The organism is Zhongshania aquimaris (genome assembly GCF_019312595.1).
GTDB classification, from domain to species: Bacteria; Pseudomonadota; Gammaproteobacteria; order Pseudomonadales; family Spongiibacteraceae; genus Spongiibacter; species Spongiibacter aquimaris.
On sequence record NZ_JAHWDQ010000002.1, the window covers coordinates 14,540 to 40,976 of the forward strand.

21 protein-coding genes are annotated in these 26,437 nt (G+C 50.8%); 12 read left to right on the forward strand and 9 right to left on the reverse strand.

The features are described from left to right. Nucleotides 1-88: 88 nt before the first annotated feature. From KXJ70_RS08860 to KXJ70_RS08875, 4 genes are all read left to right on the forward strand, one after another. Nucleotides 89-2,371 carry a polysaccharide biosynthesis tyrosine autokinase gene (locus tag KXJ70_RS08860; RefSeq protein WP_219043147.1) on the forward strand — a complete coding sequence of 761 codons (2,283 nt, stop codon included), beginning with the start codon at nucleotides 89-91 and terminating at the stop codon, nucleotides 2,369-2,371. A gap of 685 nt (nucleotides 2,372-3,056) precedes the next feature. Then, the gene (gene coaD, locus KXJ70_RS08865; RefSeq protein WP_219043148.1) at nucleotides 3,057-3,542 is read left to right on the forward strand and encodes a pantetheine-phosphate adenylyltransferase; all 486 of its coding nucleotides are present in this window, start codon (nucleotides 3,057-3,059) and stop codon (nucleotides 3,540-3,542) included. A gap of 7 nt (nucleotides 3,543-3,549) precedes the next feature. Continuing rightward, nucleotides 3,550-3,801, forward strand: coding sequence for a YfhL family 4Fe-4S dicluster ferredoxin (locus KXJ70_RS08870; RefSeq protein ID WP_219043149.1), 252 nt, complete (start codon nucleotides 3,550-3,552; stop codon nucleotides 3,799-3,801). Nucleotides 3,802-3,839: 38 nt separating this feature from the next. Beyond that, nucleotides 3,840-4,127 (forward strand): GIY-YIG nuclease family protein, encoded by a 288-nt coding sequence (locus KXJ70_RS08875; RefSeq protein WP_219043150.1) that lies wholly within the window; start codon nucleotides 3,840-3,842, stop codon nucleotides 4,125-4,127. Nucleotides 4,128-4,571: 444 nt separating this feature from the next. On the opposite strand, the gene KXJ70_RS08880 is transcribed toward KXJ70_RS08875, so the two are convergent. Continuing rightward, entirely contained in the window at nucleotides 4,572-4,718 is a 147-nt protein-coding gene (locus KXJ70_RS08880; protein WP_219043151.1) for a hypothetical protein, read from the reverse strand. Nucleotides 4,719-5,017: 299 nt separating this feature from the next. Between KXJ70_RS08880 and ggt the strand changes: the two genes are divergently transcribed. Beyond that, nucleotides 5,018-6,781: a gamma-glutamyltransferase gene (gene ggt / locus KXJ70_RS08885; RefSeq protein ID WP_219043152.1), complete on the forward strand. Its 1,764-nt coding sequence runs from the start codon at nucleotides 5,018-5,020 to the stop codon at nucleotides 6,779-6,781. Nucleotides 6,782-7,522: 741 nt separating this feature from the next. Here ggt and mutM read toward each other — a convergent pair. After that, nucleotides 7,523-8,341 (reverse strand): bifunctional DNA-formamidopyrimidine glycosylase/DNA-(apurinic or apyrimidinic site) lyase, encoded by an 819-nt coding sequence (gene mutM, locus KXJ70_RS08890; protein ID WP_219043673.1) that lies wholly within the window; start codon nucleotides 8,339-8,341, stop codon nucleotides 7,523-7,525. Between the two features lie 1,055 nt (nucleotides 8,342-9,396). On the opposite strand from mutM, the gene KXJ70_RS08895 reads away from it, so the two are divergent. Further along, nucleotides 9,397-11,415 (forward strand): hydantoinase/oxoprolinase family protein, encoded by a 2,019-nt coding sequence (locus tag KXJ70_RS08895; RefSeq protein WP_219043153.1) that lies wholly within the window; start codon nucleotides 9,397-9,399, stop codon nucleotides 11,413-11,415. Between the two features lie 99 nt (nucleotides 11,416-11,514). Further along, nucleotides 11,515-14,322: a class I adenylate cyclase gene (locus KXJ70_RS08900; RefSeq protein ID WP_219043154.1), complete on the forward strand. Its 2,808-nt coding sequence runs from the start codon at nucleotides 11,515-11,517 to the stop codon at nucleotides 14,320-14,322. A 2,000-nt stretch (nucleotides 14,323-16,322) separates the two neighbouring features. Here the strand turns inward: KXJ70_RS08900 and cyaY are convergent. Then, nucleotides 16,323-16,634: an iron donor protein CyaY gene (gene cyaY, locus KXJ70_RS08905; protein ID WP_219043155.1), complete on the reverse strand. Its 312-nt coding sequence runs from the start codon at nucleotides 16,632-16,634 to the stop codon at nucleotides 16,323-16,325. 145 nt (nucleotides 16,635-16,779) lie between these two features. On the opposite strand from cyaY, the gene lptM reads away from it, so the two are divergent. The 4 genes from lptM (at nucleotide 16,780) to KXJ70_RS08925 (ending at nucleotide 19,864) form a co-directional block, all read left to right on the forward strand. Continuing rightward, entirely contained in the window at nucleotides 16,780-16,968 is a 189-nt protein-coding gene (lptM, locus tag KXJ70_RS08910) for an LPS translocon maturation chaperone LptM (RefSeq protein WP_219043156.1), read from the forward strand. Nucleotides 16,969-16,974: 6 nt separating this feature from the next. Continuing rightward, a complete protein-coding gene (gene lysA, locus KXJ70_RS08915) occupies nucleotides 16,975-18,222 on the forward strand; it encodes a diaminopimelate decarboxylase (RefSeq protein WP_219043157.1) in 1,248 nt (415 codons plus the stop codon). Nucleotides 18,223-18,320: 98 nt separating this feature from the next. Next, the gene (gene dapF, locus KXJ70_RS08920; protein ID WP_219043158.1) at nucleotides 18,321-19,151 is read left to right on the forward strand and encodes a diaminopimelate epimerase; all 831 of its coding nucleotides are present in this window, start codon (nucleotides 18,321-18,323) and stop codon (nucleotides 19,149-19,151) included. A gap of 8 nt (nucleotides 19,152-19,159) precedes the next feature. Further along, nucleotides 19,160-19,864 carry a DUF484 family protein gene (locus tag KXJ70_RS08925; RefSeq protein WP_219043159.1) on the forward strand — a complete coding sequence of 235 codons (705 nt, stop codon included), beginning with the start codon at nucleotides 19,160-19,162 and terminating at the stop codon, nucleotides 19,862-19,864. Between the two features lie 95 nt (nucleotides 19,865-19,959). Here the strand turns inward: KXJ70_RS08925 and KXJ70_RS08930 are convergent, their stop codons facing one another. After that, nucleotides 19,960-21,141 carry an alpha/beta hydrolase family protein gene (locus KXJ70_RS08930; protein WP_219043160.1) on the reverse strand — a complete coding sequence of 394 codons (1,182 nt, stop codon included), beginning with the start codon at nucleotides 21,139-21,141 and terminating at the stop codon, nucleotides 19,960-19,962. Nucleotides 21,142-21,420: 279 nt separating this feature from the next. Here KXJ70_RS08930 and KXJ70_RS08935 point away from each other — a divergent pair, with 279 nt between their 5' ends. Continuing rightward, nucleotides 21,421-22,125, forward strand: coding sequence for an HAD family hydrolase (locus tag KXJ70_RS08935; protein ID WP_219043161.1), 705 nt, complete (start codon nucleotides 21,421-21,423; stop codon nucleotides 22,123-22,125). A gap of 29 nt (nucleotides 22,126-22,154) precedes the next feature. Here the strand turns inward: KXJ70_RS08935 and KXJ70_RS08940 are convergent, their stop codons facing one another. From KXJ70_RS08940 to KXJ70_RS08960, 5 genes are all read right to left on the reverse strand, one after another. Then, complete coding sequence (locus tag KXJ70_RS08940) at nucleotides 22,155-22,358, reverse strand: hypothetical protein (protein WP_219043162.1); 204 nt, start codon at nucleotides 22,356-22,358, stop codon at nucleotides 22,155-22,157. Nucleotides 22,359-22,553: 195 nt separating this feature from the next. After that, on the reverse strand, nucleotides 22,554-22,892 hold the full coding sequence (gene glnK / locus KXJ70_RS08945; RefSeq protein WP_219043163.1) for a P-II family nitrogen regulator: 339 nt from the start codon (nucleotides 22,890-22,892) through the stop codon (nucleotides 22,554-22,556). Nucleotides 22,893-24,046: 1,154 nt separating this feature from the next. After that, nucleotides 24,047-25,291 carry an ammonium transporter gene (locus tag KXJ70_RS08950; RefSeq protein ID WP_219043164.1) on the reverse strand — a complete coding sequence of 415 codons (1,245 nt, stop codon included), beginning with the start codon at nucleotides 25,289-25,291 and terminating at the stop codon, nucleotides 24,047-24,049. A 70-nt stretch (nucleotides 25,292-25,361) separates the two neighbouring features. After that, a complete protein-coding gene (glnK, locus tag KXJ70_RS08955) occupies nucleotides 25,362-25,700 on the reverse strand; it encodes a P-II family nitrogen regulator (protein ID WP_159270252.1) in 339 nt (112 codons plus the stop codon). A gap of 81 nt (nucleotides 25,701-25,781) precedes the next feature. After that, nucleotides 25,782-26,432, reverse strand: coding sequence for a TorF family putative porin (locus KXJ70_RS08960; RefSeq protein ID WP_219043165.1), 651 nt, complete (start codon nucleotides 26,430-26,432; stop codon nucleotides 25,782-25,784). Between the last annotated feature and the right edge of the window lie 5 nt (nucleotides 26,433-26,437).

Here is a 26,437-nt window from a genome sequence, read left to right on the forward strand (position 1 = left end):
GCGAATTGGTGAGCGCCGACATTCATTACAAAGCGGCGCGCACGACTAAAACACCACCTATTCTTACCTGAATTCGGTACCGGATTTTATGACAAGCCAAACCCCAATAGCGCCGCAAGCAAGTAACAACAATCCCTCCAGCAATAGCGGACGTCAGCACCAAGACGACGAAATTGATTTACTCGCCCTGTTTGGTACCTTGTGGGAATCTAAAATTCTTATTGCTGCCATCACTGCTGTATTTATGGTTTTGGGTGTGGCTTATGCGCTAATAGCGACGCCGGTTTACCGCGCGAATGCCATTGTTCAAGTAGAAGAAAAGTCACCTAGCCTGCCAGGTATGAGTGATGTGACGGAAATGTTTGGCGGTGAATCTGCCGCCGTTACAGAAATTGAACTGCTTAAAAGCCGCAAGGTAATTGGTACTGCGGTAGATGATCTGCATTTAGATATTATTATAGAGCCGCATTATTTTCCGGTGATTGGTCATGCTATTGCCAGGCGTTTTAGTGGTGAAGAAGGTTCGTTAAACAACCCGCTACTGGGAACAAGCAGCAACGCCTGGGGTGGCGAAGTTATAGCCGCGAGCCGCTTTACGGTTCCAGCCTCTTTATTTAACAAGACTCACACCTTGATCGCCGGCGAAAACGGCAGCTATACGCTAATGTCACCAGACGATGAGGAAATTCTGACTGGCAAGGTTGGCGAAACCATTACTGAGCAAGGCTATGAGCTATACGTTAGCGCATTAAACGCCCGCCCAGGTACGCAATTTTCGTTAACCAAGCTCCGTCGCCTCAGCGCTATCATAGATTTACAAGAAGTACTTGGCGCATCTGAAAAGGGCAAAGACTCCGGCATTATTGCCTTGTCTTTAGAAGACACGGACCCTAGCCATGCAGAAGATATTCTTAATGTGATTGCCAAGACGTATCTTCGTCAGAATGTAGAGCGTCAGTCAGCCGAGGCAGCAAAAAGCTTGGACTTTTTAAAAGAGCAATTGCCAACGATCAAAAAAGATTTAGAAGAAGCCGAGCGTAAATTTAATGAATATCAGGTTAAAGCGGGTTCGGTAAACATTAGCGCCGAGGCAGAAGCGCTACTTGAGCAGGTTGTGGAAATTGAATCTGGCATTGCCGAGCTTCAATTGAAGAAGGCGGAACTTGATCGCTTATATACCCGTGACCACCCCGCCTACCAAGCCTGGCGCGAGCAGATGGCCGAGCAAAGGGCTCGTAAAGCCGAGTTTAGTGAGCGCGTAAAAGGCTTGCCGGAAACTCAACAGGAGCTGCTTGGTTTAAAGCGTGATCTTGAAGTGGGTACAGAGATTTATACTCAAATGCTTAACAATATCCAAGAACTGGATATAGTACGTGCCGGCACCGTGGGTAATGTTCGTATTGTTGATGATGCCGCTGTTGATGTAGAAGAGCCGGTTAAACCGAAAAAGGCATTGATTGCTGTTATTGCGACCTTGCTAGGTGGATTTTTGGGTGTAGCGATTGTTCTTGTTAAAGCAGCGCTAAATCGCGGTGTTGAAAACCCAGACGATATTGAGGCGATTGGTCTTCCGGTATATGCGTCTATTCCATTATCGAATGAGCAAAGCAAATTAGATCGTGCTGTACTTGGCAAAAAGAGCCTTAGTCGTCGCCCCAAAAATCAGCACCCCACGGCGCTTCTTGCCCACAGAAATCCGACTGACATTACCATAGAGGCACTGCGCAGCCTGAGAACAAGCTTGCACTTTGCCATGCTGGAAGCCAGTAATAATATCATGATGATTTCTGGTCCTAGCCCTAACGTCGGTAAGTCGTTTGTATCTGGTAACCTCGCGGCGGTTATTGCTCAGGCAGGACAACGCGTACTGCTAATCGACATGGATTTGCGTAAAGGCTATATGCACAAAATGTTTGATATGGGGCCTGAAGACGGTGTGTCTGAGGTGCTTAGCAAACGGATTTCCATAAAAGAAGCCATTAAGCCGACCAAAATAGCCGAGCTGTCGATTATGCCGCGCGGCTCCATTCCGCCAAACCCGTCTGAGCTGCTAATGAGCAAGGGTTTAACAGAATTGCTGGAAGCGGTTAGCGGTGATTACGACATGATCCTTGTGGATACCCCGCCCATTATGGCGGTAACCGATGCGGCGATTGTAGGCCGGCAGTGCGGTACAACCATGATTGTTGCGCGCTTTGGTTTAAACCCGATTAAAGAGCTGGAAGTGACCAAGCAACGATTTGAGCAGAATGGTATTACCGTTAAAGGCGTTGTATTGAATGCGGTAGAGCGTCGTGCTTCTGGCTATGGCTATGGCTACGGATATGGCTATGGTTATTACCACTACGAGTATAAGTCTGATAAAGCGTAGGTATGTTTTCGTCGGAGCGGTGAGTCTGACGTCGGGAGCTAAAGGCATTCGCTTAAGTGACGTCGGAAGTCAGGTGTCTGGCGTCCGACGCTAAGGGCATTCGCTGCCGCTCACACTGGATCCCCGATCGGAGTCGGGGATGACGTAGTTTTTAAAGGTTGTGGATGCCATAGAGTGGCGGCGTCATCCTCAATGTGCACTCAACCGTCATCCTCAACGTACCACCGTCGCCATCATCAACGTACCACCGTGGTCATCCTCAACTCGATTGAGGATCCATAGCCTCGGGCTTTGTCGCACTCAACAATATACCGTGGTGAAGTCGGGCGTCTGACGCTAAAGGCATTCGCTTCGCTCACACTGGATCCCCGATCGGGGTCGGGGATGACGTGGTGCGGAGGGTTGGGGATGACCTGGTTTTTACAGGTCGTGGATGGCATAGAGTGACTGCGTCATCCTCAATGGGCATTCAGCCGTCTTCCTTAACGTAACCGACCGTCATCAGCGTACCACCGTCGTCACCCTCAACGCACCACCGTCGTCATCCTCAACTTGATTGAGGATCCATGGTTCTTTCGCTTTACTCTACGTCGTTCTTCAATCTATTCAATGGGCGATTAGTATCACCTTGTTACCCCCGCCTATTTTCGCTACCATTTCCGACCCACAAACCCAGCGGTGATTTATGAAACGTATTGTTTATCCTGGCACGTTTGACCCGATCACTCGCGGCCATATCGATTTGGTGGAGCGCGCCTCTAAGTTATTCGATACTGTGGTCATTGCGGTGGCGAACAGCGAAAAGAAGCAGCCGATGTTTGCGCTTAAAGAGCGTATGGATTTATGTGCAGAGGCCTTGGCGCATGTGCCTAATATTGAGGTGTGCAGCTTTTCTGGCTTAACGGTTGAATTAGCGAAGGCGCAAAACTGTAAGATTATATTGCGCGGCGTTCGCACGGTGGCCGACTATGAGTATGAATTGCAGTTGGCGAATATGAACCGTTCACTGGCCCCTGGGATTGAAACGGTTTTTCTCACGCCCGGTGAGTCGCTCTCTTATGTTTCTTCCTCTCTGTTGCGGGAGATTGCAAGTATGGGCGGCGATGTGTCGCGCTTTGTACCAGACAATGTGAGCAAAGCACTCAATACTCGATTCTCTCCCCGTAAATGAGCTTTTTATGTCACTGATCATCACCGACGAGTGCATTAATTGTGATGTCTGTGAGCCCGAGTGCCCGAATGAGGCGATTTATCAGGGTGACAGTATTTACGAGATCGACCCCGACCGCTGCACCGAGTGCGTTGGCCATTTTGATGCACCGCAATGCCAGCAAGTGTGCCCTGTTGATTGTATTCCCCTCGATCTTAATCGTATGGAAACCGAAGAGCAGTTGATGGCAAAGTACGAGAAGTTAATTGCCGTAGGCTAAACGTTTCTTCCAAATCACGTCACCAAGGATGGTCACGTATGATTTCCCCCGCAGTGTATATTCTTGCCAATGCGCGAAATGGCGCACTTTATATCGGCTCAACCAGTAATTTACCGCAGCGTTTATGGCAGCATAAGAGCGGCTTAGTCGACGGTTTTAGTAAAAAATATCGCGTGCATTTGCTGGTGTATTACGAGCAATACGAAGATATGTACACGGCAATATGCAGAGAGCGACAGTTAAAGCGCTGGAACAGAGCGTGGAAGATTCAGCTGATTGAGGCTAGTAACCCGACATGGGAAGACCTTTATTTGCGTATTTTGTGATTAAGACCCGCGTTAATGGCTACGAGCTGGAGATAATGGCATTCGCTTAAGAGACGTCGGAAGTCAGGCGTCTGGCGTCCGACGCTAAAGGCATTCGCTGCCGCTCACACTGGATCCCCGATCGGGGTCGGGGATGACGTAGTTTTTAAAGGTTGTGGATGCCATAGAGTGGCGGCGTCATCATCAATGTGCATTCAGCCGTCATCCTCAACGCACCACCGTCGTCATCCTCAACTTGATTGAGGATCCATAGACCTCGGGTTTTGTCGCACTCAACAATATACCGTGGTGAAGTCGGGCGTCTGACGCTAAATGCATTCGCTTGCGCTCACACTGGATCCCCGATCGGGGTCGGGGATGACGTAGTTTTTAAAGGTTGTGATAGAGTGGTGGCGTCTTCCTCAATGGGCATTCAGCCGTCTTCCTTAACGTAACCGACCGTCATCAGCGTACCACCGTCGTCACCCTCAACGCACCACCGTCGTCATCCTCAACTTGATTGAGGATCCATAGGCCTCGGGTTTTGTAGCACTCAACAATATACCGTGGTGAAGTCGGGCGTCCGACGCTAAAGGCATTCGCTTTGCTCACACTGGATCCCCGATCGGGGTCGGGGATGACGTGGTGCGGAGGGTTGGGGATGACCTGGTTTTTACAGGTCGTGGATGGCATAGAGTGGCGGCGTCATCCTCAATGTGCATTCAGCCGTCTTCCTCAACGTAACCGACCGTCATACTCAACGTACCACCGTCGTCATACTCAACGTACCACCGTGGTCATCCTCAACTCGATTGAGGATCCAGCAATCCTGCACTTAAACCACCGGCGCTTTGCGCTTTCCTTTTTTGCGTGGCAAGCTGGTTTATCTTGCGCTTGAAGTGATTTTCCCTATGCCTGCTTTACTAAAAAGAAATCCTCGTCGGCTGTTAGCCGTAGCATCAATTTATGTCGCCGCACTGTTAAGTCCCGCCGTGTTTGCCAGTGATCCGGTTATTGTGCCGGAGGCTGCCAGTGGTTTTAGCGATTCAAAGGTGGTTCACGCCAAGTCTGCGATGGCAGTAACCGCAAACCCTTACGCGACCGCCGCCGCGGATAAAATTTTGCGGGCTGGCGGTTCAGCTATTGATGCGGGTATTGCTGCGCAGCTGGTGCTCGGGCTTGTTGAGCCGCAATCATCTGGCATTGGTGGTGGCGCGTTTATGCTTTATTGGGACGCCAAACAAAAGCAACTTAGCAGCTGGGACGGCCGTGAAACCGCGCCGCAGGCAGCCGACGAGAGCTATTTTTTGAAGGCTGACAATACAGCGATGGGCTTCTTTGAGGCCGTTATCGGAGGGCATTCCGTTGGGGTTCCGGGCGTTATCGCCATGCTTGAAGACTCTCACAAAAAATTTGGCACGCTGCCTTGGGCCGATTTATTTGCACCCGCTATTGCGCTTGCAGATAAGGGTTTTTATATCTCGCCGCGCCTTCATACCCTATTGGTCAAAATGCCGAAGGTGGCAGTGAATCCAGAGATAAAACGCTACTTCTTTGATCGCAGCGGCAAACCAAAAGCCATCGGTACACGCCTGAAAAACCCAGCGTATGCCGCTACTTTAAAGACGATCGCACGTCATGGAAGTGCTGCTTTTTATAAAGGTGAAATCGCAAAGGATATTGTAAAAGCAGTAGCAACAGACCCAAACCGAGCAGGCCAACTTAGCGCTAAAGATTTGGCAAACTACCAAGCAAAGCAAAGACCCCCGGTTTGTGCGACCTTTCGCGTTTATATGGTTTGCGGTGCGCCACCACCCTCGTCCGGCGGTACAACCGTTATCGCCATTTTAAAGATGATTGAAGCGGCAGAAGCCAAGGGCGCGAACTCTAATAAGGCAGATTTCTACCACACATTTATTGAAGCCTCTCGTCTGGCATTTGCAGATCGTAATACCTATGTTGCCGATCCGGATTTTGTTGATGTGCCGACGCCAGGGCTTGTTAATTCTGCGTATTTAACTCAACGAGCCAAGCTTATTGATCCTAAAAAGCGCGCTGTTTCGGTGGAAGCAGGCAGCCCACCTGCAGCACCAAAACATGCCATGAGTAACTCGCCGGAGCTCCCCTCCACCAGCCATTTCAGTATTGTGGATGCTGCAGGGAATGTTCTGAGTATGACCACCAGTATCGAAACCGCGTTTGGCTCCCGCATTTTTGTCGGCGGCTTTTTGCTGAATAACCAACTGACGGATTTCTCATTTACCCCGAAGAACAGCGACGGCAGCAAGATTGCGAATCGCATACAGGCGGGTAAACGACCACGCTCGTCGATGTCGCCCATTATTGTGTTTAAAAATGATCAGCCCGTATTGGCCATTGGCTCGCCCGGCGGCGCAAGAATTATCGATTACGTAGCCGGCAGCCTATATCACATTCTTGCTGAAGACGACGATATCGCAACGGCGATAAGCGCTGGGCATGTCATTGCCATGAGCGACACCACCGAGTTAGAAGCCGGCCGATTCACCGATGAGATAAAAAGTCAGCTGAAGGAACGCGGTCACCAGTTTACCGAAGGTGCGCAAACCAGCGGATTACACGGGATTTTGATTAAGGCTTCTGGTTTGGAGGGTGCTGCCGATCCACGTCGAGAGGGGCAGGCGCTGGGGTTTTGATGCGATTTTTCGACTGATGGCGGGGTTTCGGAATGTCGGAAGTCGGGTGTCTGACGTCAGGCGCCACAGGCATTCGCTTCGCTCACACTGGATCCCCGATCGGGGTCGGGGATGACGGAGTTTTGAGGAACCGGGGGTGTAGTGGCTCGGTATGGTCATCCTCAAGACTCCTCCGCCGTCATTCTCACCCCCACCACCGTCATTCTCAACGTTCCCAGCCTGTCATCCTCAACTCGATTGAGGATCCATAAACCTCGGGCCTTCCGTCACACCGCACTATGACTATGCCAGCGACATTTACGCTCTGCAGCGAAGAGTCTCTTGCTCAGACGAACACATTCGCTACCGCTCACACTGGATCCCCGATCGGGGTCGGGGATGACGGAGTTTTAGGGAACCGGGGGTGACGTGGTTCGCTATGGTCATCCTCAAGGCTCCTCCGCCGTCATTCTCAACACTCCTCAACCGTCATTCTCACCCCCCCACCACCATCATCCTCAACGTACCACCACCGTCATCCTCAACTCGATTGAGGATCCATAAACCTCGGGCCTTCCGTCACACCGCACTATGACTATGCCAACGACATTTACGCGCTGCAGCGAAGAGTCTCATGCTTAGGTGAACACATTCGCTACCGCTCACACTGGATCCCCGATCGGGGTCGGGGATGACGGAGTTTTAGGGCGTCGGGGATAGCGTGGCTCGGTGTGGAAACAACCACTTTTGACGCTTAGTTATTCACCGCTGGCACGCCTTACAAAATACGGTGGTACGCTGCGCCAGTTTTATCTCTTGCAGTATTTTCGCGCAATGACTACACGCTAGGCCACCGCGCCCATACACTTGTAATTCTTGTTTGAAATAGCCTGGTTTGCCATCTCCGCCAACAAAGTCTTTCAAGGTTGTGCCACCTTGTAATATGGCCTTGTCTAAGACCTGTTTTATTCCGACAACCAGTCGGGTGTAGCGCGCCAAGCTGATGCTACCCGCCTCTCGAATGGGTGATATGCCGGCCATAAATAGGGCTTCGTTGGCGTATATATTACCAACGCCGACCACAACGTGCGCGTCCATTAGGAAGCTTTTGATCGGCACTTTACGCTTTCTAGAGCGTTTAAAAAGATACTCCGCGTTAAATTCGTCTAGCAGTGGTTCAGGACCAAGCTTGGCAAATAGTTTATGGCTTGACACATCGTCGCCAGAGATCCAAATAACCGCACCAAATCGTCGGGGGTCGGTGTAGCGCAGGGTCTGCCCGTCACTTAGTTGCCAGTCTAGATGATCATGTTTAGCAACCGGCGTATTGTCGCCAACAAAAAACAGGCGCCCCGACATACCAAGATGAATCACCAAATACCCAGTAGCCAAGCGCACTAAGACGTATTTCGCACGGCGCTCTACGCTTACGATTTCCTGGTTTACAAGATAATCCGCTAAATTAGGATCGACCGGCCAGCGCAAGCGGTGGTCTCGAACGATGACGTTTTTAAAACGCCGCTTCACCAAATGCGGTGCGATACCACGTTTAACGGTTTCTACTTCGGGTAATTCAGGCACGACAATCTCAAACACAGTGGCGGGACAGCGATTGTATCGCAGCATAGCGTTTGTCGTCATTCGGCAGGGGTGTTGGTCTCGAGGTTTATGGATCCTCAATCGAGTTGAGGATGACGGATGGGTGCTTTGAGGGTGTCGGTGAGTTACGTCGTGGATGACGGGTTAGCGGGTTGAAGATGACACGACCAAACTACGTCACCCCGAAGCACCACACCAAGTCATCCCCGACGCCGCACCACGTCATACACGACCTTTAAAAACCACGTCATCCCCGACCCCGATCGGGGATCCTGTGTGAGCAAAGCGAATGCCTTTTGCGTCGTGCATCAGACGTCTGACTTCCGGCGTCAATTTCCGCACATTGTGGCGTGCGACAAAGCCCGAGGTCTATGGATCCTCAATCGAGTTGAGGATGACGGTTGGGTGCTTTGAGGGTGACGGTGAGTTACGTCGTGGATGACGGGTTAGCGGGTTGAGGATGACACGACCAAACTACGTCACCCCGAAGCACCACACCAAATCATCCCCGACGCCGCACCACGTCATCCACGACCTTTAAAAACCACGTCATCCCCGACGCCACACCACGTCATCCCCGACCTTTAAAAACCACGTCATCCCCGACGCCACACCACGTCATCCCCGACCCCGATCGGGGATCCAAGTGAGCGAAGCGAATGCCTGTTGCATCGTGCATCAGACGTCTGACTTCCGGCGTCAATTTCCGCACATTATGCCGTGCGACAAAGCCCGAGGTCTATGGATCCTCAATCGAGTTGAGGATGACGACGGTACGTTGAGGGTGACGACAACACCGTAACACGTCATCCCAGACGCTCCGCACTCCGTCATCCCCGACCCCGATCGGGGATCCAGTGTGAGCGAAGCGAATGCCTTTGGCGTCGGGCGTCAGACTCCTGACTTCTGACGTCTCTTAAGCGAATGCCTTTGTCCCCCGACGCCAGATGTCAAACACCCGACATACCTTATCCGCAGCCGGTGACAAACGCCGTCCCACTAGCGACAATAGCGACACGTCTTCATTTGAGTTTCTTATGTCTAATTCTGCTTCTCTCGCTTATCTCGGTGTCGATACCGGCGGCACGTTTACTGATTTTGTGTTGTTTCACGATCAGCAGATTCGCTGCTTTAAGTGTCCATCGACGCCAGCGAGTCCGGAGCTGGCGATTTTGAACGGCATCCGCGAGTTAGGTTTGCAGGATTTGATCGGGCAAGGCCGCCTCGTGGTCGTGCACGGTTCAACGGTAGCCACCAATGCGGCGCTGGAGGGCAAAGGCGCTAAGACGGTGTTTATTACCAACCGTGGTTTTGCCGATATGTTAAGCATTGGCCGCCAAACTCGTGAAGCGCTTTATGACCTCAAACCAAAAGCCAAGTCCACTCCGGTTCCCGCTGAGTATTGCCTGGAAACCGGCGGTCGCATTGGCGCCGATGGCAGTATTGTTGAGCCGCTCACCCAACACGATATCGACACATTAATCAGTGAGATAGCCGCGCTCAAACCCGAGGCGGTGGCAATAAATTTATTGTTCTCGTTTATCAATCCCGAGTTTGAAAAGGTGATTGCCGCGCATATCCCCGACGGCATTTTTGTGTCGCGCTCCTCAGAGGTACTGCCAGAGTACAAAGAGTACGAGCGCGGCATGGCAACGTGGCTTAATGCCTGGCTTGGCCCAAAAGTAGCCCGGTACTTGGGTAATTTGCAGGCCTCCTTAAAAACCACGCCGATATCCGTGATGCAGTCATCCGGGGGCACAACGGATGCCGCTAATGCCTCGCAACGCGCGGTGAATTTATTACTCTCCGGCCCTGCCGGCGGGCTTGCCGCGGCGAAGCATCTGGGCGACTCCTTGCAGCGCGCAAAATTAATAACCTTCGATATGGGCGGCACGTCCAGTGATGTCGCCTTAATCAACGGCGACATCAAGCTGACCAGTGAGGGTCGCATTGGCCCATACCCGGTGGCCGTGCCAATGGTAGATATGCACACCATTGGCGCCGGCGGCGGTTCCATTGCCTATCTGGACGAAGGCGGCATGTTGCGGGTGGGGCCAGAATCTGCGGGCGCCGACCCCGGCCCCGCGTGTTACAACAAGGGCGGAATAAAACCCACTGTAACCGACGCCAATGTCGTGTTAGGGCGATTGCCCGCCAATGCGCGACTCGGCGGCGCCATGCCGCTCAATAGCGAGGCAGCGAGTCTAGCCGTGAGCGAGCTCGCCAATGCGCTTGGCGTCAGTATTGAAGAGACTGCCGCCGGTATTATTGATATCGCCAATGAACATATGGTGCGAGCCTTGCGAGTTATTTCTGTGCAGCGCGGTCACGACCCGGAGGAATTTAGTCTCTGCTGTTTTGGCGGTGCAGGTGGACTTCATATTTGCGCATTGGCAGACGCCTTGGGCTGCCCTGAGATTGTCGTTCCGAACTACGCAGGTGTTTTTTCCGCACTGGGTATGCTGTTGGCGCCGCGCGAGCGGCAACTTTCCCGCACCATCAATACCGGACTCACGGATCTTGATAAGCGCGTTTTGCGGCAATCATTAGACGAGCTCGCAGATACCGGTCGCCAGCAATTAGAGGCTGAGGGCATTGATTCTGCGCAGATAGTCGCCCACCCCTCGGTCGACCTGTGCTATGTGGGCCAGTCTTATACTCTTAATTTGGCGTGGCAGGACGACATAGGTACTCTTGAGAATGCCTTTCATCGCGCTCATCGCGACCTCTATGGACACGAGCTCGACATCCCGATTCAGCTAATCAATATTCGGCAAGCTCTGCGTGCAGATACCCTCGCGATAGCGCTGCCGGATATCATCAATAACACGCCAGCCGAGGCGCTCGACACACAAACCGTGATGATGGCCTCCACCCAAAACCGCCTAGAGAAAAATAGCCACGTGCCGCGCTATGAACGCGCACAACTTGCTTGCGCGCAGATTATTCGCGGTCCAGCGCTCATCAGTGATGCCGTTGCCACCCTTTGGCTGGAACAGAAATGGCAAGCTAAGGTGGATCGCCAAGGTCATTTACTGCTAAGTCAACTCAACTAATTTTATCTTTATGCGGCTAAAATCTGCGACAAGACCGAACATGACAACAGGCAGTGAATGCCGGTACAGTGGACGCAGAGTTACATCGGGTCGCAGAGCATGACGGATACGTCTAGCAACAATCACATTCACAATCCCCTGTTCGATCGTGGCATCACCCACGACGGATTGAAGCTGGTTCGCGACCGGTTCTTAAAGCTCAATCACGAACGTATGCTTCGCACTCGCACCGCCCTGCTACCTCGCCAGCAAATATTCCTGGACCTGCTGCCGCTGCTCATCCACATAAACCATCCCATCTTACCTGGCTATAACAGTCAGAGTGCGCCCTGTGGAATCGACGGCTACCAACCCGACACGCTGACGCTGGACCGGGTGCGCAAAAACATTGCCCGCAGCATGGAATACCGGCCAGAAGATCAAGCCCCGCCGCTAATTCACAGCGTTTTTCTGATGGGTTCCTGCGGTACGGTTGCGCAAGCAGAAAATTCTGATTTAGACGTTTGGCTTTGTCACCACGCGACTATCGATGAAATCGGTTTAGAAAAGCTCTATCACAAGGCCAGCGCCATTACCGAGTGGGCGAAAACGCTGGGCTTGGAAATCCATTTTTTCCTGATGAACAACGATCAGTTTCGGCGGGGCCAACGCGATCAGCTCAGCGCCGAATCCGCCGGTACCAGCCAGCATTTTTTACTGCTGGATGAGTTTTACCGCAGCGCACTACTCGTTGCGGGGCGATACCCGATTTGGTGGCTGGTGCCGCCAGAGGAAGAGGTGAATTACCAGGAGTACACCGCACTGCTGCATTCGCAGGGCTTTGTGGGACCTGACGAGTCGATTGATTTCGGCGGTGTTTCCGACATCCCCGCCGGTGAGTTTATAGGTGCCGGTGTTTGGCAGCTGTATAAAGCGATTAGCTCGCCGTACAAAGCGGTACTAAAACTACTTCTAACGGAAGTTTACGCCCGCGATTTTCCCCGAGTACTGCCGCTTTCAGTCAGCCTTAAGCAATCTATTCACGACGGTATTACCGACGCCGACACCCTCGACCCCTATGTCATGGTGTATCAACGATTAGCAAATTATCTACAAGAAAGAAATGAGTTTGACCGCCTGGAGCTAGTTCGCCGCGCCTTTTATTTCAAGGTTGGTATTCACCTGTCGCAGCTCAATATCAGCAACACCACATGGCGGCGCCAACTGCTGGAAAAATTAATAAGCGAATGGCAATGGCCGCCAGAGCAACTGCTTAACTTAGATACCCGCAACCGCTGGAAATTGCGCCGAGTACGAGAGGAGCATCGTTTCCTAGTGGCAGAGCTCACTAATAGTTATCGCTTTTTGCAGGACTTTGCCCAGCGAAGCAAACGCCCCGCCTTGATTAAATCGCAAGAAATGACACTGCTCGGTCGAAAACTTTATGCCGCCTTTGAACGCAAGCGCAATAAAGTAGAGTGGCTAAACCCCGGCATTGCTCCCGATTTGTCAGAAGAACAATTATTTTTTCACTCTTCCGGCTTTGGTAGCCAGCGTCGCTGGGCGGTGAGCACCAGCGCCCGCCACGACTTTGAAGCGGACGCCATTCTGCAGGAGCACGACCATCTTAGTGGCTTGCTTTGCTGGTGTTACTGCAATGGTCTGATCAATGATTACAGTCGGCTGAGACTAAATGGACGACAAGACGGTGTTAAGGAATCGGATTTGCGACGCTTAGCCGATCACCTCTGCAAGCACCTGCCGCGCCACGCCTACGCTGCCGATCCCGACAAACACGAATTCTTTAATCGTCCCAAGGTGCCAGAGACACTGCTGCTGTATCTCAATTTGGGCCAACACGCGTTGAATGCCCTGGGGGCGGCGGGGCTTAGTAAGCACACCAATAGCTATCCAATTGATCAGATTGAAATCGTCATTATCAATAGCTGGGGCGAGGTCGCGACCCTAGCTTACACAGGCACAGAAACCGTATTAGATGCGTTTAGGACCTACCAGCAACTCATGGTGGCCGCCTCCCGCGGCAGTCACCCACCCAGTATTCACGCACTGTCTTTTAATGATACTGACGACAGATTATTGAAACGCGCCCAACATCTTCCTAAATTGTTGTATCGCGTTTTTTATACAAAGCCTGCGAATAAACGCCTTGTTATTAAACTGAGCAGCGGCTTCTATATTTTGCAATCCAAAAATGACGAGCTACACAGTATCCATGCCAACAACTACGCCACACTGATCCAATGCTTAGGCCGCGGTCAACGCGAGTATAGCCCAGTGATCTTGGATCGCTACTGCGTACCCAACACCGCGCTGGCCGCCATTATTAATACCGCCAGTACACCCGACTGCTACCTATTCTTCCACCGCATTGGCGATAGCGCCGAGCTATTTTTGCGCGATGAGCGCGGCTCGCTGCACCACAGCAGCGCCGCATTTACCAGTGTCGAGGCACTGATTCAACCACTGCTCGCCTTTCTCTACGAATGTAAAAAGGAGCAGGGCGGCAAGCATCAATTTCACGTATTTGAATTGCGCCAAGAAAATGAAGCATGGTCTTGTGAGCCAATCACAGACTTTGGTGATCCCATAGATAAAAGAGCTCACAATACACCTCAGCTTCATCTTGAAGCCCTAGCACAAACCCAAGAAGCTGGTCGTTTGGTGTTTGATATGCGCTGCAATGACCAACTATTTCGCTACGCGCAAGCGGGACAAAAGTTGTTCGACGAACTCGCCGAACAACTGCAGCTACTCAGCAAACAACCCCAGCACTTCCAACTAAACCGCATAGACCTCAGCATCATGCTGCCGCAGCAAACCTGCGTTTACATGCGCTACAAGCAGCATATTGAAGAGATTTTGAATACCTCCGTGCTGGCCCACGCTTTTGGTTCGCCGGACGTCTGACGTCTGGTGTCGAACGCTAGTGATTCTTCGGAGCCCAGGCGTTGGTGCTTGGCAGGATGCTGGTGCCTGGTCAGATGTCGGGCGTCTGGTGTCAGAGGCTAAAAGCAATCGCTGCGCTTGTAGGGTATTCCCAGCCTTGATTATGGATGATATCAAGGGGTCGCGGACGACGTGGCTGCGGGAGATCGAGCGTGAAGTAACGCTAGGTGGTCCCCCCAAAGTTCACAGTTGGCATACTCAACTCTCCTACTTCGTCATCCTCAACTCTCCTACTTCGTCATCCTCAACTTGATTGAGGATCCATAGTCCTCGGACTTTGCAGCACTCCACATACTCCGCTTTACGCCAGAAGTCTGACGTCAGACGCTAAAGGCATTCGCTGCCGCTCACACTGGATCCCCGATCGGGGTCGGGGATGACGTGGGGTGGTGGTGTCATCCTCGATAACGCGGTGTGGTGATGTCATCCTCGAAGACGTGGTGTGGCGGTGTCATCCTCAACGTTACCAACCCGTCATCCTCAACTCGATTGAGGATCCATAGTCCTCTGACTTTGCAGCACCCCACATACTCCGCTTTACGCCAGAAGTCTGACGTCAGACGCTAGAGGCATTCGCTGCCGCTCACACTGGATCCCCGATCGGGGTCGGGGATGACATGGGGTGGTGGTATCATCCTCGAAGACGTGGTGTGGCGGTGTCATCCTCGATAACGCGGTGTGGTGATGTCATCCTCAACGTTACCAACCCGTCATCCTCAACTCGATTGAGGATCCATAGTCCTCGGACTTTGCAGCACCCCACATACTCCGCTTTACGCCAGAAGTCTGACGTCAGACGCTAGAGGCATTCGCTGCCGCTCACACTGGATCTCCGATCGGGGTCGGGGATGACGTGGGGTGGTGGTGTCATCCTCGAAGACGTGGGGTGGTGATGTCATCCTCAACGTTACCAACCCGTCATCCTCAACTCGATTGAGGATCCCGAGCCCTCGAACTTTGCAGCGGGGAGCGTCGCCTATAACAAAGATCTTTGCCTGCGATTAGTCTGAGATCGGGCGCTAGTAATCAGCCAAATACCTAAAGCCTAGTGTCGTGGGCTAGATACATTCGTTTAAAAAACCGCTCTTACACAGATTTAAAATAGTAATAACCACCTCACAACGACCCACCTTCCATATAATGTGTAAAAGTTTTTTGCTAAATTACACTTACTAAAAATTGTGTCGTTAAACTGGCGAAATTATTTATACGCATGTGTTCATGCTCTTAGCTATTCATTAATTATGGGGGAAATCTAATTGAAGACGCTTGTATATAAGTCTATTAGGCGCAAGATAACCTGCCTATTTAACAAGCAAGAAATTAGAAGATACAAAAAAAGGTGGCAGGAACGCCCAGAGTTCTATTCCAATACTCACGTCCTGTGTGCATGACCGTTCCTTGGTCAGCGTCCCTGCCAAGTGCCCATCCTAGGCAAAACTAAGTGTACCTTTGAAAGAAATAAAAGCAAATAATAATTACCATACCTTTATTCATCAGAATAATTACGGTGGATATTAATCAGCTTAGTATCAACTAAATATTATTAAAAATAATTTGCCATGATTTTATAGGTAGTTGATATTTAAAATTTCGAAAGTAAATTAATTGAGGTAATAAAATTTAACTCTCAGCTATCTTGTATGTAAATCTTTGCTAACGAACGAAAGCCAAAGCTATATATCTATGGAGCTAACCGCAAGACAAGTGAATACTTATTCAAGCGTCTTGCCGCGTAGACAAACAATACACAAAGTGTTTCGACCGCTTATAAATTCACTAAAAGTAGGCAGGTTTCTTGACAACCATACGAACTCGGAATCATGTCCGTTGCCGAGCCAAATAGCTTAGAGCTAAAGGTGTATTCGAGGAAAACAGCTATCGCTCATACTTATCACTACATAGCCGCCGGTATCATGGTATTTGTTCCGCACGCGAGATTAGGCGCAAGTTAGGCATTATTATAGAAGTAAGGCTTCGCCCATTTGTTCTTTGCTGATTTCTGCCAGCATTTCACTTAGTGTTTGTTCTGTGCGGGCGCAGTACCATTCATTGTTTTGCCAGCTATAGTGAAATCCACCTGAGCGCGCGGCTAACCAGAGTTCTTTGCTTGCACTCTGACGACTGAATATTAAGGCGCTGCCGTCTGGGCATTGCAAGGTGAGTACGCCCCCGCTTATCTCACAATCTACGTCGGCTTCTAAGTCGTCAATGGCGTCTTCGATCGTAGTATATAGCTCGTCAATATTGTCGTTGAATTCAACTTCGTTCATTTTGTGTGCCCAGTATTCAGCTTACAGTTTAGAATCTTGACGGCAGTATACTAAGGCTGTGCTCAATCCGCATACCACGACAAGCATTGGGCTTGTTGCGCGAGCTAGGTATAATGCGCGACACAGTTATTTTCGGGACATTGTTATGGTCAGCATTCGCACGTTTATATTGTGCAGCGTGGTTCTACTGGGCGCCTGCGGTCAAACCGGCCCACTTACGCTACCAGACGACAATGACAAGAAGGCGGATGTCGAGACCACTGACTCATCCACCGCGGGCCCCGATCGTCAGCAAGCCACCACCGATACGGCGACGACGTCGCCTGCAGAGTAAATTTATATGTCTCCATTTCAATACATCGACGGCGAACTACACGCCGAGGCTGTGCCACTGAGCAAGATTGCCGCAGAGTTTGGCAGCCCGTGTTATGTGTATTCCCGCGCCTATCTTGAGCAGCGGTTCACTGAATACACCGACGCCTTAGCCGGCCAAGACCATTTGGTTTGTTATGCCGTTAAAGCCAATTCCAATATTGCGGTATTAAATGTACTGGCACGCCTTGGCGCCGGCTTTGATATCGTTTCCAGTGGTGAACTAGAGCGAGTGCTGGCCGCTGGTGGCAAACCTGAACGCATCGTCTTTTCAGGCGTTGGCAAAACCGCCCCGGAAATGCAGCGCGCACTTGAGGTGGGCATTCACTGCTTTAACGTTGAGTCAGAGGCCGAGTTAGAGCGCCTGAATAGCGTTGCCGCCGCAATGAACGTCGTTGCGCCAATTTCCCTGCGTGTTAACCCCGATGTCGACGCCAAAACCCACCCCTATATTTCAACCGGTTTGCGCGATAACAAATTTGGTATTGATATCGAGCGCGCTCCAGAGGTTTACCGTCGCGCCGCGGTTCTGGCAAATATTGAAATCAAAGGGGTCGACTGCCATATCGGCTCCCAACTTATCGATACCAGCCCGTTTTTAGATGCACTGGAGCGGGTCTTAAAGTTAGTTGATGTGTTGGCAAGTATGGACATCACTATCTCTCATCTCGACCTTGGTGGCGGCTTGGGTGTTCGCTATCGCGATGAAACCGCGCCGGTCACCGGCGACTACATTCGCGCGATTAGAGAAAAGCTGGGCGACCGCCAAGTTACCCTGATGTTTGAACCGGGACGTTCCATTACCGCCAACGCCGGTGTTTTGCTAACTCGAGTGGAATATTTAAAGCTCAACGATCATAAAAATTTCGCCATCATCGATGCCGCAATGAATGACATGATTCGCCCCTCGCTCTATTCGGCGTGGATGGACTTATTGGCCGTCCGCCCCCGTGAAGACGGTGTTCTGCGCCACTATGACTTCGTAGGACCGGTGTGCGAAACCGGCGATTTTTTGGCCAAAGATCGCGAACTTTGCATCGAAGAAGGGGATCTACTGGCACTAGCGTCAAGCGGCGCCTATGGATTTACCATGAGTTCCAATTACAATAGCCGAGGACGTGCAGCTGAAATCATGGTGGATGGCGACAAATACCACCTAATCCGCGCGCGAGAAACTGTCACCGACTTGATGCGTGGCGAAACTGTGTTGCCCTGAGACGAAGAGGACGCTGTTCACTTAGCACTCTCACATAATGGCATCGCGCCCGCATCGTTAATCAGCGCCATCGGTGAGGCGCACCACAGGGTTTTACGATGCAGTTACGCTTTACCAAAATGCATGGCCTGGGCAATGATTTTGTTGTTATTGACCTCATTACCCAGCGTTTCAAGCTTAAGCCACACCATATTCGCAAAATTGCCGATCGGCATTTTGGCATTGGCTGTGATCAAGTTCTTACCGTTGAAATTCCAACTCAACCGGATGTCGACTTCTGCTATCGCATTTACAATGCCGAAGGCAGCGAAGTTGAGCAATGCGGCAACGGCGCGCGCTGCTTTGCTCGCTTTATTCGCGATAAAAGACTAACCGGCAAACAAAAAATTAAAGTCGAAACGCTGGCCGGCATTATTGAGCTTGAGTTGACGGAAAATCGGCAGGTCCGTGTGGATATGGGCGAGCCGATTTTAGATCCCAAGCGAATTCCCTTCACCGCCGATCAACAAGCCACAGAGTACGCACTGGATATCGATGGCAGTGCGTGGCAGGTTGGCGCCGTGTCGATGGGCAACCCCCATGTGATTTTGCCGGTTACTGACGTCGATACTGCACCGGTAGAGAGCGTTGGCCCGGTTACGGAAAGCCACCCCCGCTTCCCGCAGCGTGTTAACGTTGGCTTTATGCAGGTTGTCGATAGGGACACCATTCGGCTGCGTGTTTTTGAACGCGGCGTGGGTGAAACCCTTGCCTGCGGCACAGGGGCTTGCGCTGCGGTGGTTAGCGGTATTGTGCAGGGCAAATTGAACTCAACCGTGACCGTTCACCTCCCCGGTGGCAGCCTAAGTATTCGCTGGCAAGGCCCAGGGCAGCCCGTTATCATGACGGGACCAGCAACAACGGTTTTTGAAGGCCAGATACAAATATAGGACTCCCTGTGGACAGTGCAAGCCCGAAAAAAGACGGATTACCCAGCGAAAGTGAAGTCGCACGTTATCTGCGCAACCATCCCGGTTTCTTTCTAAATAACGAAGACTTGCTGACCGAGCTTAAAATCACCCACAAAACGGGAAAGGCGGTCAGCTTGCTAGAACGGCAGGTAGAAGTATTGCGCGAGCGCAATATGGATATGCGCGGTCGTATCAGCGGCATGTTAGATAATGCGCAGCGCAATGACATGCTATTTGAACGCAGTAAAACGCTTATTTTGTCGCTGATTGAAGCACGTCGAGCCGAAGAGTTAAGCAACACCCTTTGCCGCCATCTGGTAAGCGATTTTGAAGATATCGACTACGCTAGTTTGATTATATTCGCCGATCCCAATCGGGTCGGCGGCAACTCGTTGCGGGTGGTCAGCCCAGAACAGGCCCACACGCAAATCGGCAGCCTATTGCGCGGTAAGAAATCGGTATGCGGGGTATTGCGCGGCGAGGAACTGAGCTTTTTGTTTGGCAAGCACGCAGATCACATCGGATCAGCGGCGCTTATGCCCATCCAGCCCGGCAATATTGACGGCGTCATCGCCATCGCAAGTAAGAATCCACAGCATTTTAAATCCAGCATGGGTACGATATTTTTAGAGTATATCGCCGATGTTGTGAACCGCACGCTGCCAAAATTGATGAAAGGGCCGTTTTTGTAAAAACAAGCCTGAGGTCTGACGTCCGACGCAGGATTGCCGCTCGGGCTTCAAGGTACAAGCAACTTTTCGTCCGACGTCAGACATCCACCATCAGGCTAGATATTCTGACAATGACTATCCATAAAACGCCGCATTAGCTTCAAGTATTCAGCCCGCCCCAAATGCACAATATGATTACCGGGAAACCAGTGCAAATGGGATTCTTGCCAATGCGCATGCAGCAATCTAACAAAGCGCGGCGGGGTAAATCGGTCACCCGCGCCGCCGATTATCATCACCCGGTCCGGGTCAAGCTTAGGCTGATAACTTAGGGGGCTGTGTATTGCTAAGCCTCTACGTAACTCCAAAGGCGTCAAACCGGTGCGCTTGCCGATAAGATCCATTACGCCACCCGTCGGCACCCAGCTGCGCATGGTATCTACCGGTGCAACCAAGGGTGAGTTGGGGATACAAAATGCCAGACGCGGCTCTACCACCGCCATCACCGAGCTTAAGTAGCCACCCAAACTCAAACCACTGATACCGACATGGGGTGCGCCGCGCTCATACAAGTAATTTACCAACACCCTCAGGTCGGTGACCGCTTGCAACATGCCTTCGTTGAGCTGCGAAAAACCGCCGGCGAACAGCCCATAGCCACTAAAGGGGTGATAGCGCTCCGCTCGGTCACCGTGAAAGGGCTGGGTCATTAGGACGACATCATAGCCATTGTCGTAAAACCATCTAAGGGAGAAAAATAAACTATTAAAGCCGTACCAACTTTCGATCACCCCGTGCACAAATATGAGCGTCGGCCGCGGCCCAGCTGGATGGGTCCAGTATTGTGCTCTCGCGGTGCGATTGCGCTTATAACTTAAATAGCTGTCATTCAGATCTGGGTTTAACGGTGTAAATGGACTTTCAAATCGCAGCTCTACGGCGGGGATATCTTTGGGCTTATAGCCAAACTTAGGCATTTTATGTTCTGTAATATCGACCTTCGGTGGCGGTAAAAACACAAGGTCAACATCGCGCTGTTCCGCTAATTTTGCATAGAAATCCATCCACTCGCGCTCGCGGGCCATGCCATCACGCTTCACGAGCTGAGGCAATAATGTACCGGAAATCATAAGCGACAAGCCGGTGCGCATAATGCGATCCATTGCCGCGGTGCCATATACTTTAAAGGGATATTCACTATCGAGCTCGGTGCCATCAGACTGGCAATAGAAATCGTCCGGTAAGCTGCGCCACCAAGGTGGTGAATTTTTTACCGGCTGCAAGGCGGTTTTTACCATAAAATGTGTCTCTACCGATTGTCTGTTTTTATTACTAGGCTTAAGCTGCAACCCGCATTATTTAAAACTAAGGTGCTTCAGCACTTATTTGCCTGTCATTATTATGAAAAAACGCCGATTTAAGCGCGAAGTTCAAATTTTGTGTGAACAGCCCTAGTTGTACCATACTTTTTAAACCCAGGTCTTGAGCGCAAGTAAAAACCGGATGATACGCGGCATGTCCACCTCGATAGCAGGCTGTTAAGATTCCCCTTTGCAGCCATCAATTAGACCGCTCACATGAAAAACATAAAATTACTGTGTTTCGACTTAGATGACACTTTGTGGTTAAGCAAACCCGTCATTGAACAGGCCGAGCAGGTTTTTTACGCCTATCTAGCCACTGTCGCACCGCGACTCACTGAACGCTTTAGTCCAACGTCACTTCGCGCTCATCGCCTAGCTTTTCTGGATAGCCACCCTGAGTTTAAGCATCAAATTTCACAGTGGCGTATCGCTAGCTTAAGCGACGCTTTAGCGCTCTGTGGATACCGCCATCAAAGCGCCACAATTGCCCAACAGGCCTTTTCTGTATTTCTTGCAGAGCGGCAAAAGGTCACCTTGTTTCCACATTGCGAAACCATTCTCGGCGAGCTGAGTAAGCAGTTTATGTTAATCAGTCTCACCAATGGCAACGCCGACCTCGGAGTGCAAACCATTAGCCGATATTTCAGTGCCAGCTACCAAGCAGAGGATGTCAATGCAGCTAAACCAAGCGCACCGCTATTCTTAAAAGCCTTAGATGTTGCCAGCTGTGACCCTGAGGAAGCCATACATATAGGTGACCACGTGATTGATGATATCAGTGGAGCGAAAGCGCTTGGCTTACACACCATTCAAGCTCGACTTAAGCCGGACTCACCAGCACCCCATGAGTTAGCTGATACGCACTTTAGTGATTGGCGGGAATTGCCCAGCAAAATACAGCAACTAGCTGGCAGCTAGTTGCTGACAGATACCTTTACAAGAGCAAATCAGTAACTGTCTGATTCTGTATCGATATCGTTTAAGTTGCTGCGCATATGCGGATCTAAATGCTTTATTTCACCGCCAATGGCGAGGAAAGCCTCTACATCTTTGGCGAGCTGCTCACGCATACGATCATGCATAGTAGGTGCTGACACATACTGCTGCGCACTTGAAGATTGATTACTTGTACTACGATTACGCGACCCCATACGACCTCCTCCCGGAAATAAGAATCCCGCGTTTACGAGGCGATTTATACTTGTATACAAGGCTTTTTGGCAAGAGGGGGGATTAGAGTTTTTTGTTATTACGAACAAATCTCGTCATCACTTTTTGAGCTATAAAAACCGCTGGCGCATAAAAAAGGGTGGCCTAAGCCACCCCCACACTTATCTAACATATCGCTAGATAGCGTCTTCGCCGGTTTCCCCGGTGCGGATACGAATAACTTGCTCGAGGGCTGTCACGAATATCTTGCCATCACCAATTTTGCCAGTATTCGCTGCCTTAGTAACCGTATCGATCACTTTCTCGACAAGGTCATCAGACACAGCAATTTCTAATTTCACTTTCGGCAAAAAATCGACCACATACTCCGCGCCACGATACAGCTCGGTATGCCCCTTCTGACGACCAAAACCTTTGACTTCGGTTACTGTAACCCCCTGCACACCAATTTCTGACAATGCGGCACGGACATCATCTAATTTAAACGGTTTGATCACCGCACTGACTAGTTTCATCGCAGACTCTTCCTCTTGCTTTTATGATAACGGGGCTCAAATTAATGTAGCAGCGATGGCGGTTATAAGGCGACTGATGTATTGAAAATAGAATTTACACTTGGGTAAATGACTATTCCGAGCACAGCCAGCATCGAAAATGCCGAACGCAGTAATTAATAAGAACGTAAAAAGGATAATTACCTGCTCTTAAGTTAGCTCAGGCGACACGGGATTTGCAAGGTGATACCTGCTTTTGCCTTAAAAAAGGCTAGGAAAGCGGAGATTGTTTAGCTATAGGTGGTAGATGGGGCATCCGCGCTGCCTGTCGCTACGCTAGACGGGAGATGGAAAACGCTTTTGTTCACTTGGATACTCGGTCGCGGCCGAGTATGTCGGAGGTTTGAATTGTGTAATCGATGGTAGTCGAGTTTGGCGGAGATTTGGTTTGTGTGCTCGAAAGTAGCCGAGTTTGGCGTGGGCTTGGTTTATGTGCTCGGTCGCTGCCTGTATAGCGTGCTTACGTTCGCTGTGCAGGCTTTCCCCGTCGTCATCCCCGACCCCGATCGGGGATCCATAAACCTCGGGTTTTGCGCTGCTTCGTAGGCCAAGAAAAGCTAAGGCATTCACTTCCCTTGGATACCCGGTCGTGGCCAAGTATGGCGAAGATTTGGTTTGTGTGCTCGAAAGTAGCCGAGTTTGGCGGGGGCTTGGTTTATGTGCTCGGTCGCTGCCTGTATAGCGTGCTTACGTTCGCAGTGCAGGCTTTCCCCGTCGTCATCCCCGACCCCGATCGGGGATCCATAAACCTCGGGTTTTGCGCTGCTTCGTAGGCCAAGAAAAGCTAAGGCATTCGCTTCCCTTGGATACCCGGTCGTGGCCAAGTATGGCGAAGATTTGGTTTGTGTGCTCGAAAGTAGCCGAGTTTGGCGGGGGCTGGTTTGTGTGCTCGGTCGCTGCCTGTATAGCGTGCTTACGTTCGCAGTTCGAGCTTCTGCAGTCGCCATCCTCGACCCTGAACGGGAATCCATAAACCTCGGGCTTTGCGCTGTTTCGTAGGCCGAGAAAAGCAAAGTGCCTAAAACCGCCTTTGCTTCTCACCTCTCCCGTCAAATATCCCGCAAAAAAAAAGGGCGCTCAATAGAGCGCCCTAAAAATCACCAAACGGGGGAGACTTACTTGTTGGTGAATTCCGGATAAGCTTCCATACCGCATTCAGAGAGGTCGACACCTTCGTACTCTTCCTCTTCTGTTACGCGCAAGCCCATAACTGCTTTCAAGATACCCCAGATCACTAGGCTGGCCACGAAGGTCCATGCGAAGATCACGAAAGCACCGTAGATCTGATTACCGAAAGTGGCGTCACTGTTGTTGAATGGCACTGCCATCACACCCCAAAGACCAACCACACCGTGGACAGAGATTGCACCCACTGGATCATCGATTTTAAGTTTGTCCAGGGCGAGGATTGAAAACACAACCAACACACCGCCAACCGCACCGATTAAGGTAGATATCACTGGATCAGGAGATAGTGGGTCAGCAGTAATCGCAACTAGACCAGCCAGGGCGCCGTTTAGAACCATAGTTAAGTCAGCTTTGCCGAACAACAAGCGAGCAACGATCAGTGCTGCAATCAAACCGCCACTTGCCGCTGCATTGGTGTTTACAAATACTTGCGCAGTTGCGTTGGCTTCTTCGATGTTAGACACCATCAGCTCAGAACCACCGTTGAATCCGAACCAACCCATCCACAGGATGAAGGTACCCAATGTCGCCATTGGCAGGTTTGCACCAGGAATCGCATTAACGTGGCCATTCTCACCGTACTTGCCTTTACGAGCGCCAAGCAGCAGTACACCAGCCAGTGCTGCAGAAGCACCACACATATGCACGATGCCGGAACCTGCGAAGTCAGAGAAACCTGCTTCAGACAAGAAACCGCCACCCCAGCTCCAAGAACCTTGTAGCGGGTAGATGACGCCAGTCATCACGACAGCGAAAGCCAAGAAAGCCCACAGCTTCATACGCTCGGCTACTGCACCCGACACGATAGACATAGCTGTTGCTACGAATACCACTTGGAAGAAGAAGTCAGACGAACCTGAATAGTAAGTATCGCCATTTGACGCTAGCACTTCTTCAACAGTCGCATCTGCGATTGAGTTGCCGAACCATGCATCTGGCAATATGCCGCCTTCAGAACCACCGTACATGATTGTGTAACCACACAATAAGTACATGGTACAAGCCACCGCAAACAACGCGATGTTTTTAGTTAAGATTTCTGTGGTGTTTTTTGCACGAACCAAACCGGCTTCGAGCATGGCAAAACCTGCTGCCATCCACATTACGAACGCGCCCATAACTAGGAAGTAAAATGTGTCCAGGGCGTACTTGACCTGTATGATGTCTTCCATCACATGCCCTCCAAAGGGAAAGAGATAAGTCTTTTAATTAAATTAGTTAATACAAATTGCAACGGTTTTACTAAATAGCTTCTTCGCCAGTCTCGCCGGTGCGAATACGAATAACTTGCTCAAGCGCAGTGACGAAAATTTTGCCATCGCCAATTTTACCCGTGTTTGCTGATTTGCTAATTGCTTCGATGGTCGGTTCAACCGAGCCGTCGGCTACAGCAACTTCGATCTTCACCTTAGGTAGAAAATCAACAACATACTCAGCACCACGATACAGCTCAGTGTGACCTTTCTGACGACCAAAACCTTTCACTTCGGTGACAGTTATGCCCTGTACGCCGATGTCTGATAGCGCTTCGCGCACATCATCGAGTTTGAATGGCTTGATAACAGCCGTAATCAATTTCATCGGAAATCTCCTATCAATATGCGTTAACACATGAGGAATAAGTTAAGAAATCGCTGGCGGCTTACGCCGCCAGCAGGGGTATTACATGTCGATTGGCAAACTGTAAGAAACAACGAATTTCAAATCGTCATCGTTATCTTCATCAATCATTTGGCTGAAAGTGAAGCTAACTTTGTCGTTGTATGCATACGAAACATCGAAATGGCTGTAGTTAGAGTCTTCATTCTTGTTGTCCGTACCACCAAGTAAGAACGAGAACTTATCTACGTCATAACCCAAGGTGTAGTAGTAATAACCAGAACCACCAGCAACGTTGTCATAGATAGTCAGGCTAACTGGACCCGCACCCAAACCTAAGATTATTTCGCTCAGGTCACCGAAAGTATCGCCATTGTCAGCGAAACCAGCAGAAGCACCTGGGTACACGTAGTTCCAAACGCTCAGATCAATGCTGATAGGACCTGCTTGAGTTGCGAAACCGGCGTAGTAGTCAACTTCCTGACCGTATGTATCGTCGCCACTTGAACCCCAAACACCAGCGTAAAAACCACCAGTGCTATAGGTCAGGTCGCCAGAAACAGCAGGTGAACCATCGCTAAGATCGAAGCCACGCCACAAGTACATGCTAGCAACGCTGACACTTGCACTCAGCTCTGCTGACGCAGGGGCAGCAACCATAGTCATTGAAGCAGCTGCAACGCTTGCAGCGATTAAGGTTTTCATTGTTTTCATGTTGT

Excerpts from the sequence above, each read along its gene's own strand:
- KXJ70_RS08860 (WP_219043147.1), top strand. The coding sequence starts at position 89 with ATGACAAGCCAAACCCCAATAGCGCCGCAAGCAAGTAACAACAATCCC.
- coaD (WP_219043148.1), top strand. The coding sequence starts at position 3,057 with ATGAAACGTATTGTTTATCCTGGCACGTTTGACCCGATCACTCGCGGC.
- KXJ70_RS08870 (WP_219043149.1), top strand. The coding sequence starts at position 3,550 with ATGTCACTGATCATCACCGACGAGTGCATTAATTGTGATGTCTGTGAG.
- KXJ70_RS08875 (WP_219043150.1), top strand. The coding sequence starts at position 3,840 with ATGATTTCCCCCGCAGTGTATATTCTTGCCAATGCGCGAAATGGCGCA.
- ggt (WP_219043152.1), top strand. The coding sequence starts at position 5,018 with ATGCCTGCTTTACTAAAAAGAAATCCTCGTCGGCTGTTAGCCGTAGCA.
- KXJ70_RS08895 (WP_219043153.1), top strand. The coding sequence starts at position 9,397 with ATGTCTAATTCTGCTTCTCTCGCTTATCTCGGTGTCGATACCGGCGGC.
- KXJ70_RS08900 (WP_219043154.1), top strand. The coding sequence starts at position 11,515 with ATGACGGATACGTCTAGCAACAATCACATTCACAATCCCCTGTTCGAT.
- cyaY (WP_219043155.1), bottom strand. The coding sequence starts at position 16,634 with ATGAACGAAGTTGAATTCAACGACAATATTGACGAGCTATATACTACG.
- lptM (WP_219043156.1), top strand. The coding sequence starts at position 16,780 with ATGGTCAGCATTCGCACGTTTATATTGTGCAGCGTGGTTCTACTGGGC.
- lysA (WP_219043157.1), top strand. The coding sequence starts at position 16,975 with ATGTCTCCATTTCAATACATCGACGGCGAACTACACGCCGAGGCTGTG.
- dapF (WP_219043158.1), top strand. The coding sequence starts at position 18,321 with ATGCAGTTACGCTTTACCAAAATGCATGGCCTGGGCAATGATTTTGTT.
- KXJ70_RS08930 (WP_219043160.1), bottom strand. The coding sequence starts at position 21,141 with ATGGTAAAAACCGCCTTGCAGCCGGTAAAAAATTCACCACCTTGGTGG.
- KXJ70_RS08935 (WP_219043161.1), top strand. The coding sequence starts at position 21,421 with ATGAAAAACATAAAATTACTGTGTTTCGACTTAGATGACACTTTGTGG.
- KXJ70_RS08940 (WP_219043162.1), bottom strand. The coding sequence starts at position 22,358 with ATGGGGTCGCGTAATCGTAGTACAAGTAATCAATCTTCAAGTGCGCAG.
- glnK (WP_219043163.1), bottom strand. The coding sequence starts at position 22,892 with ATGAAACTAGTCAGTGCGGTGATCAAACCGTTTAAATTAGATGATGTC.
- KXJ70_RS08950 (WP_219043164.1), bottom strand. The coding sequence starts at position 25,291 with ATGGAAGACATCATACAGGTCAAGTACGCCCTGGACACATTTTACTTC.
- glnK (WP_159270252.1), bottom strand. The coding sequence starts at position 25,700 with ATGAAATTGATTACGGCTGTTATCAAGCCATTCAAACTCGATGATGTG.
- KXJ70_RS08960 (WP_219043165.1), bottom strand. The coding sequence starts at position 26,432 with ATGAAAACAATGAAAACCTTAATCGCTGCAAGCGTTGCAGCTGCTTCA.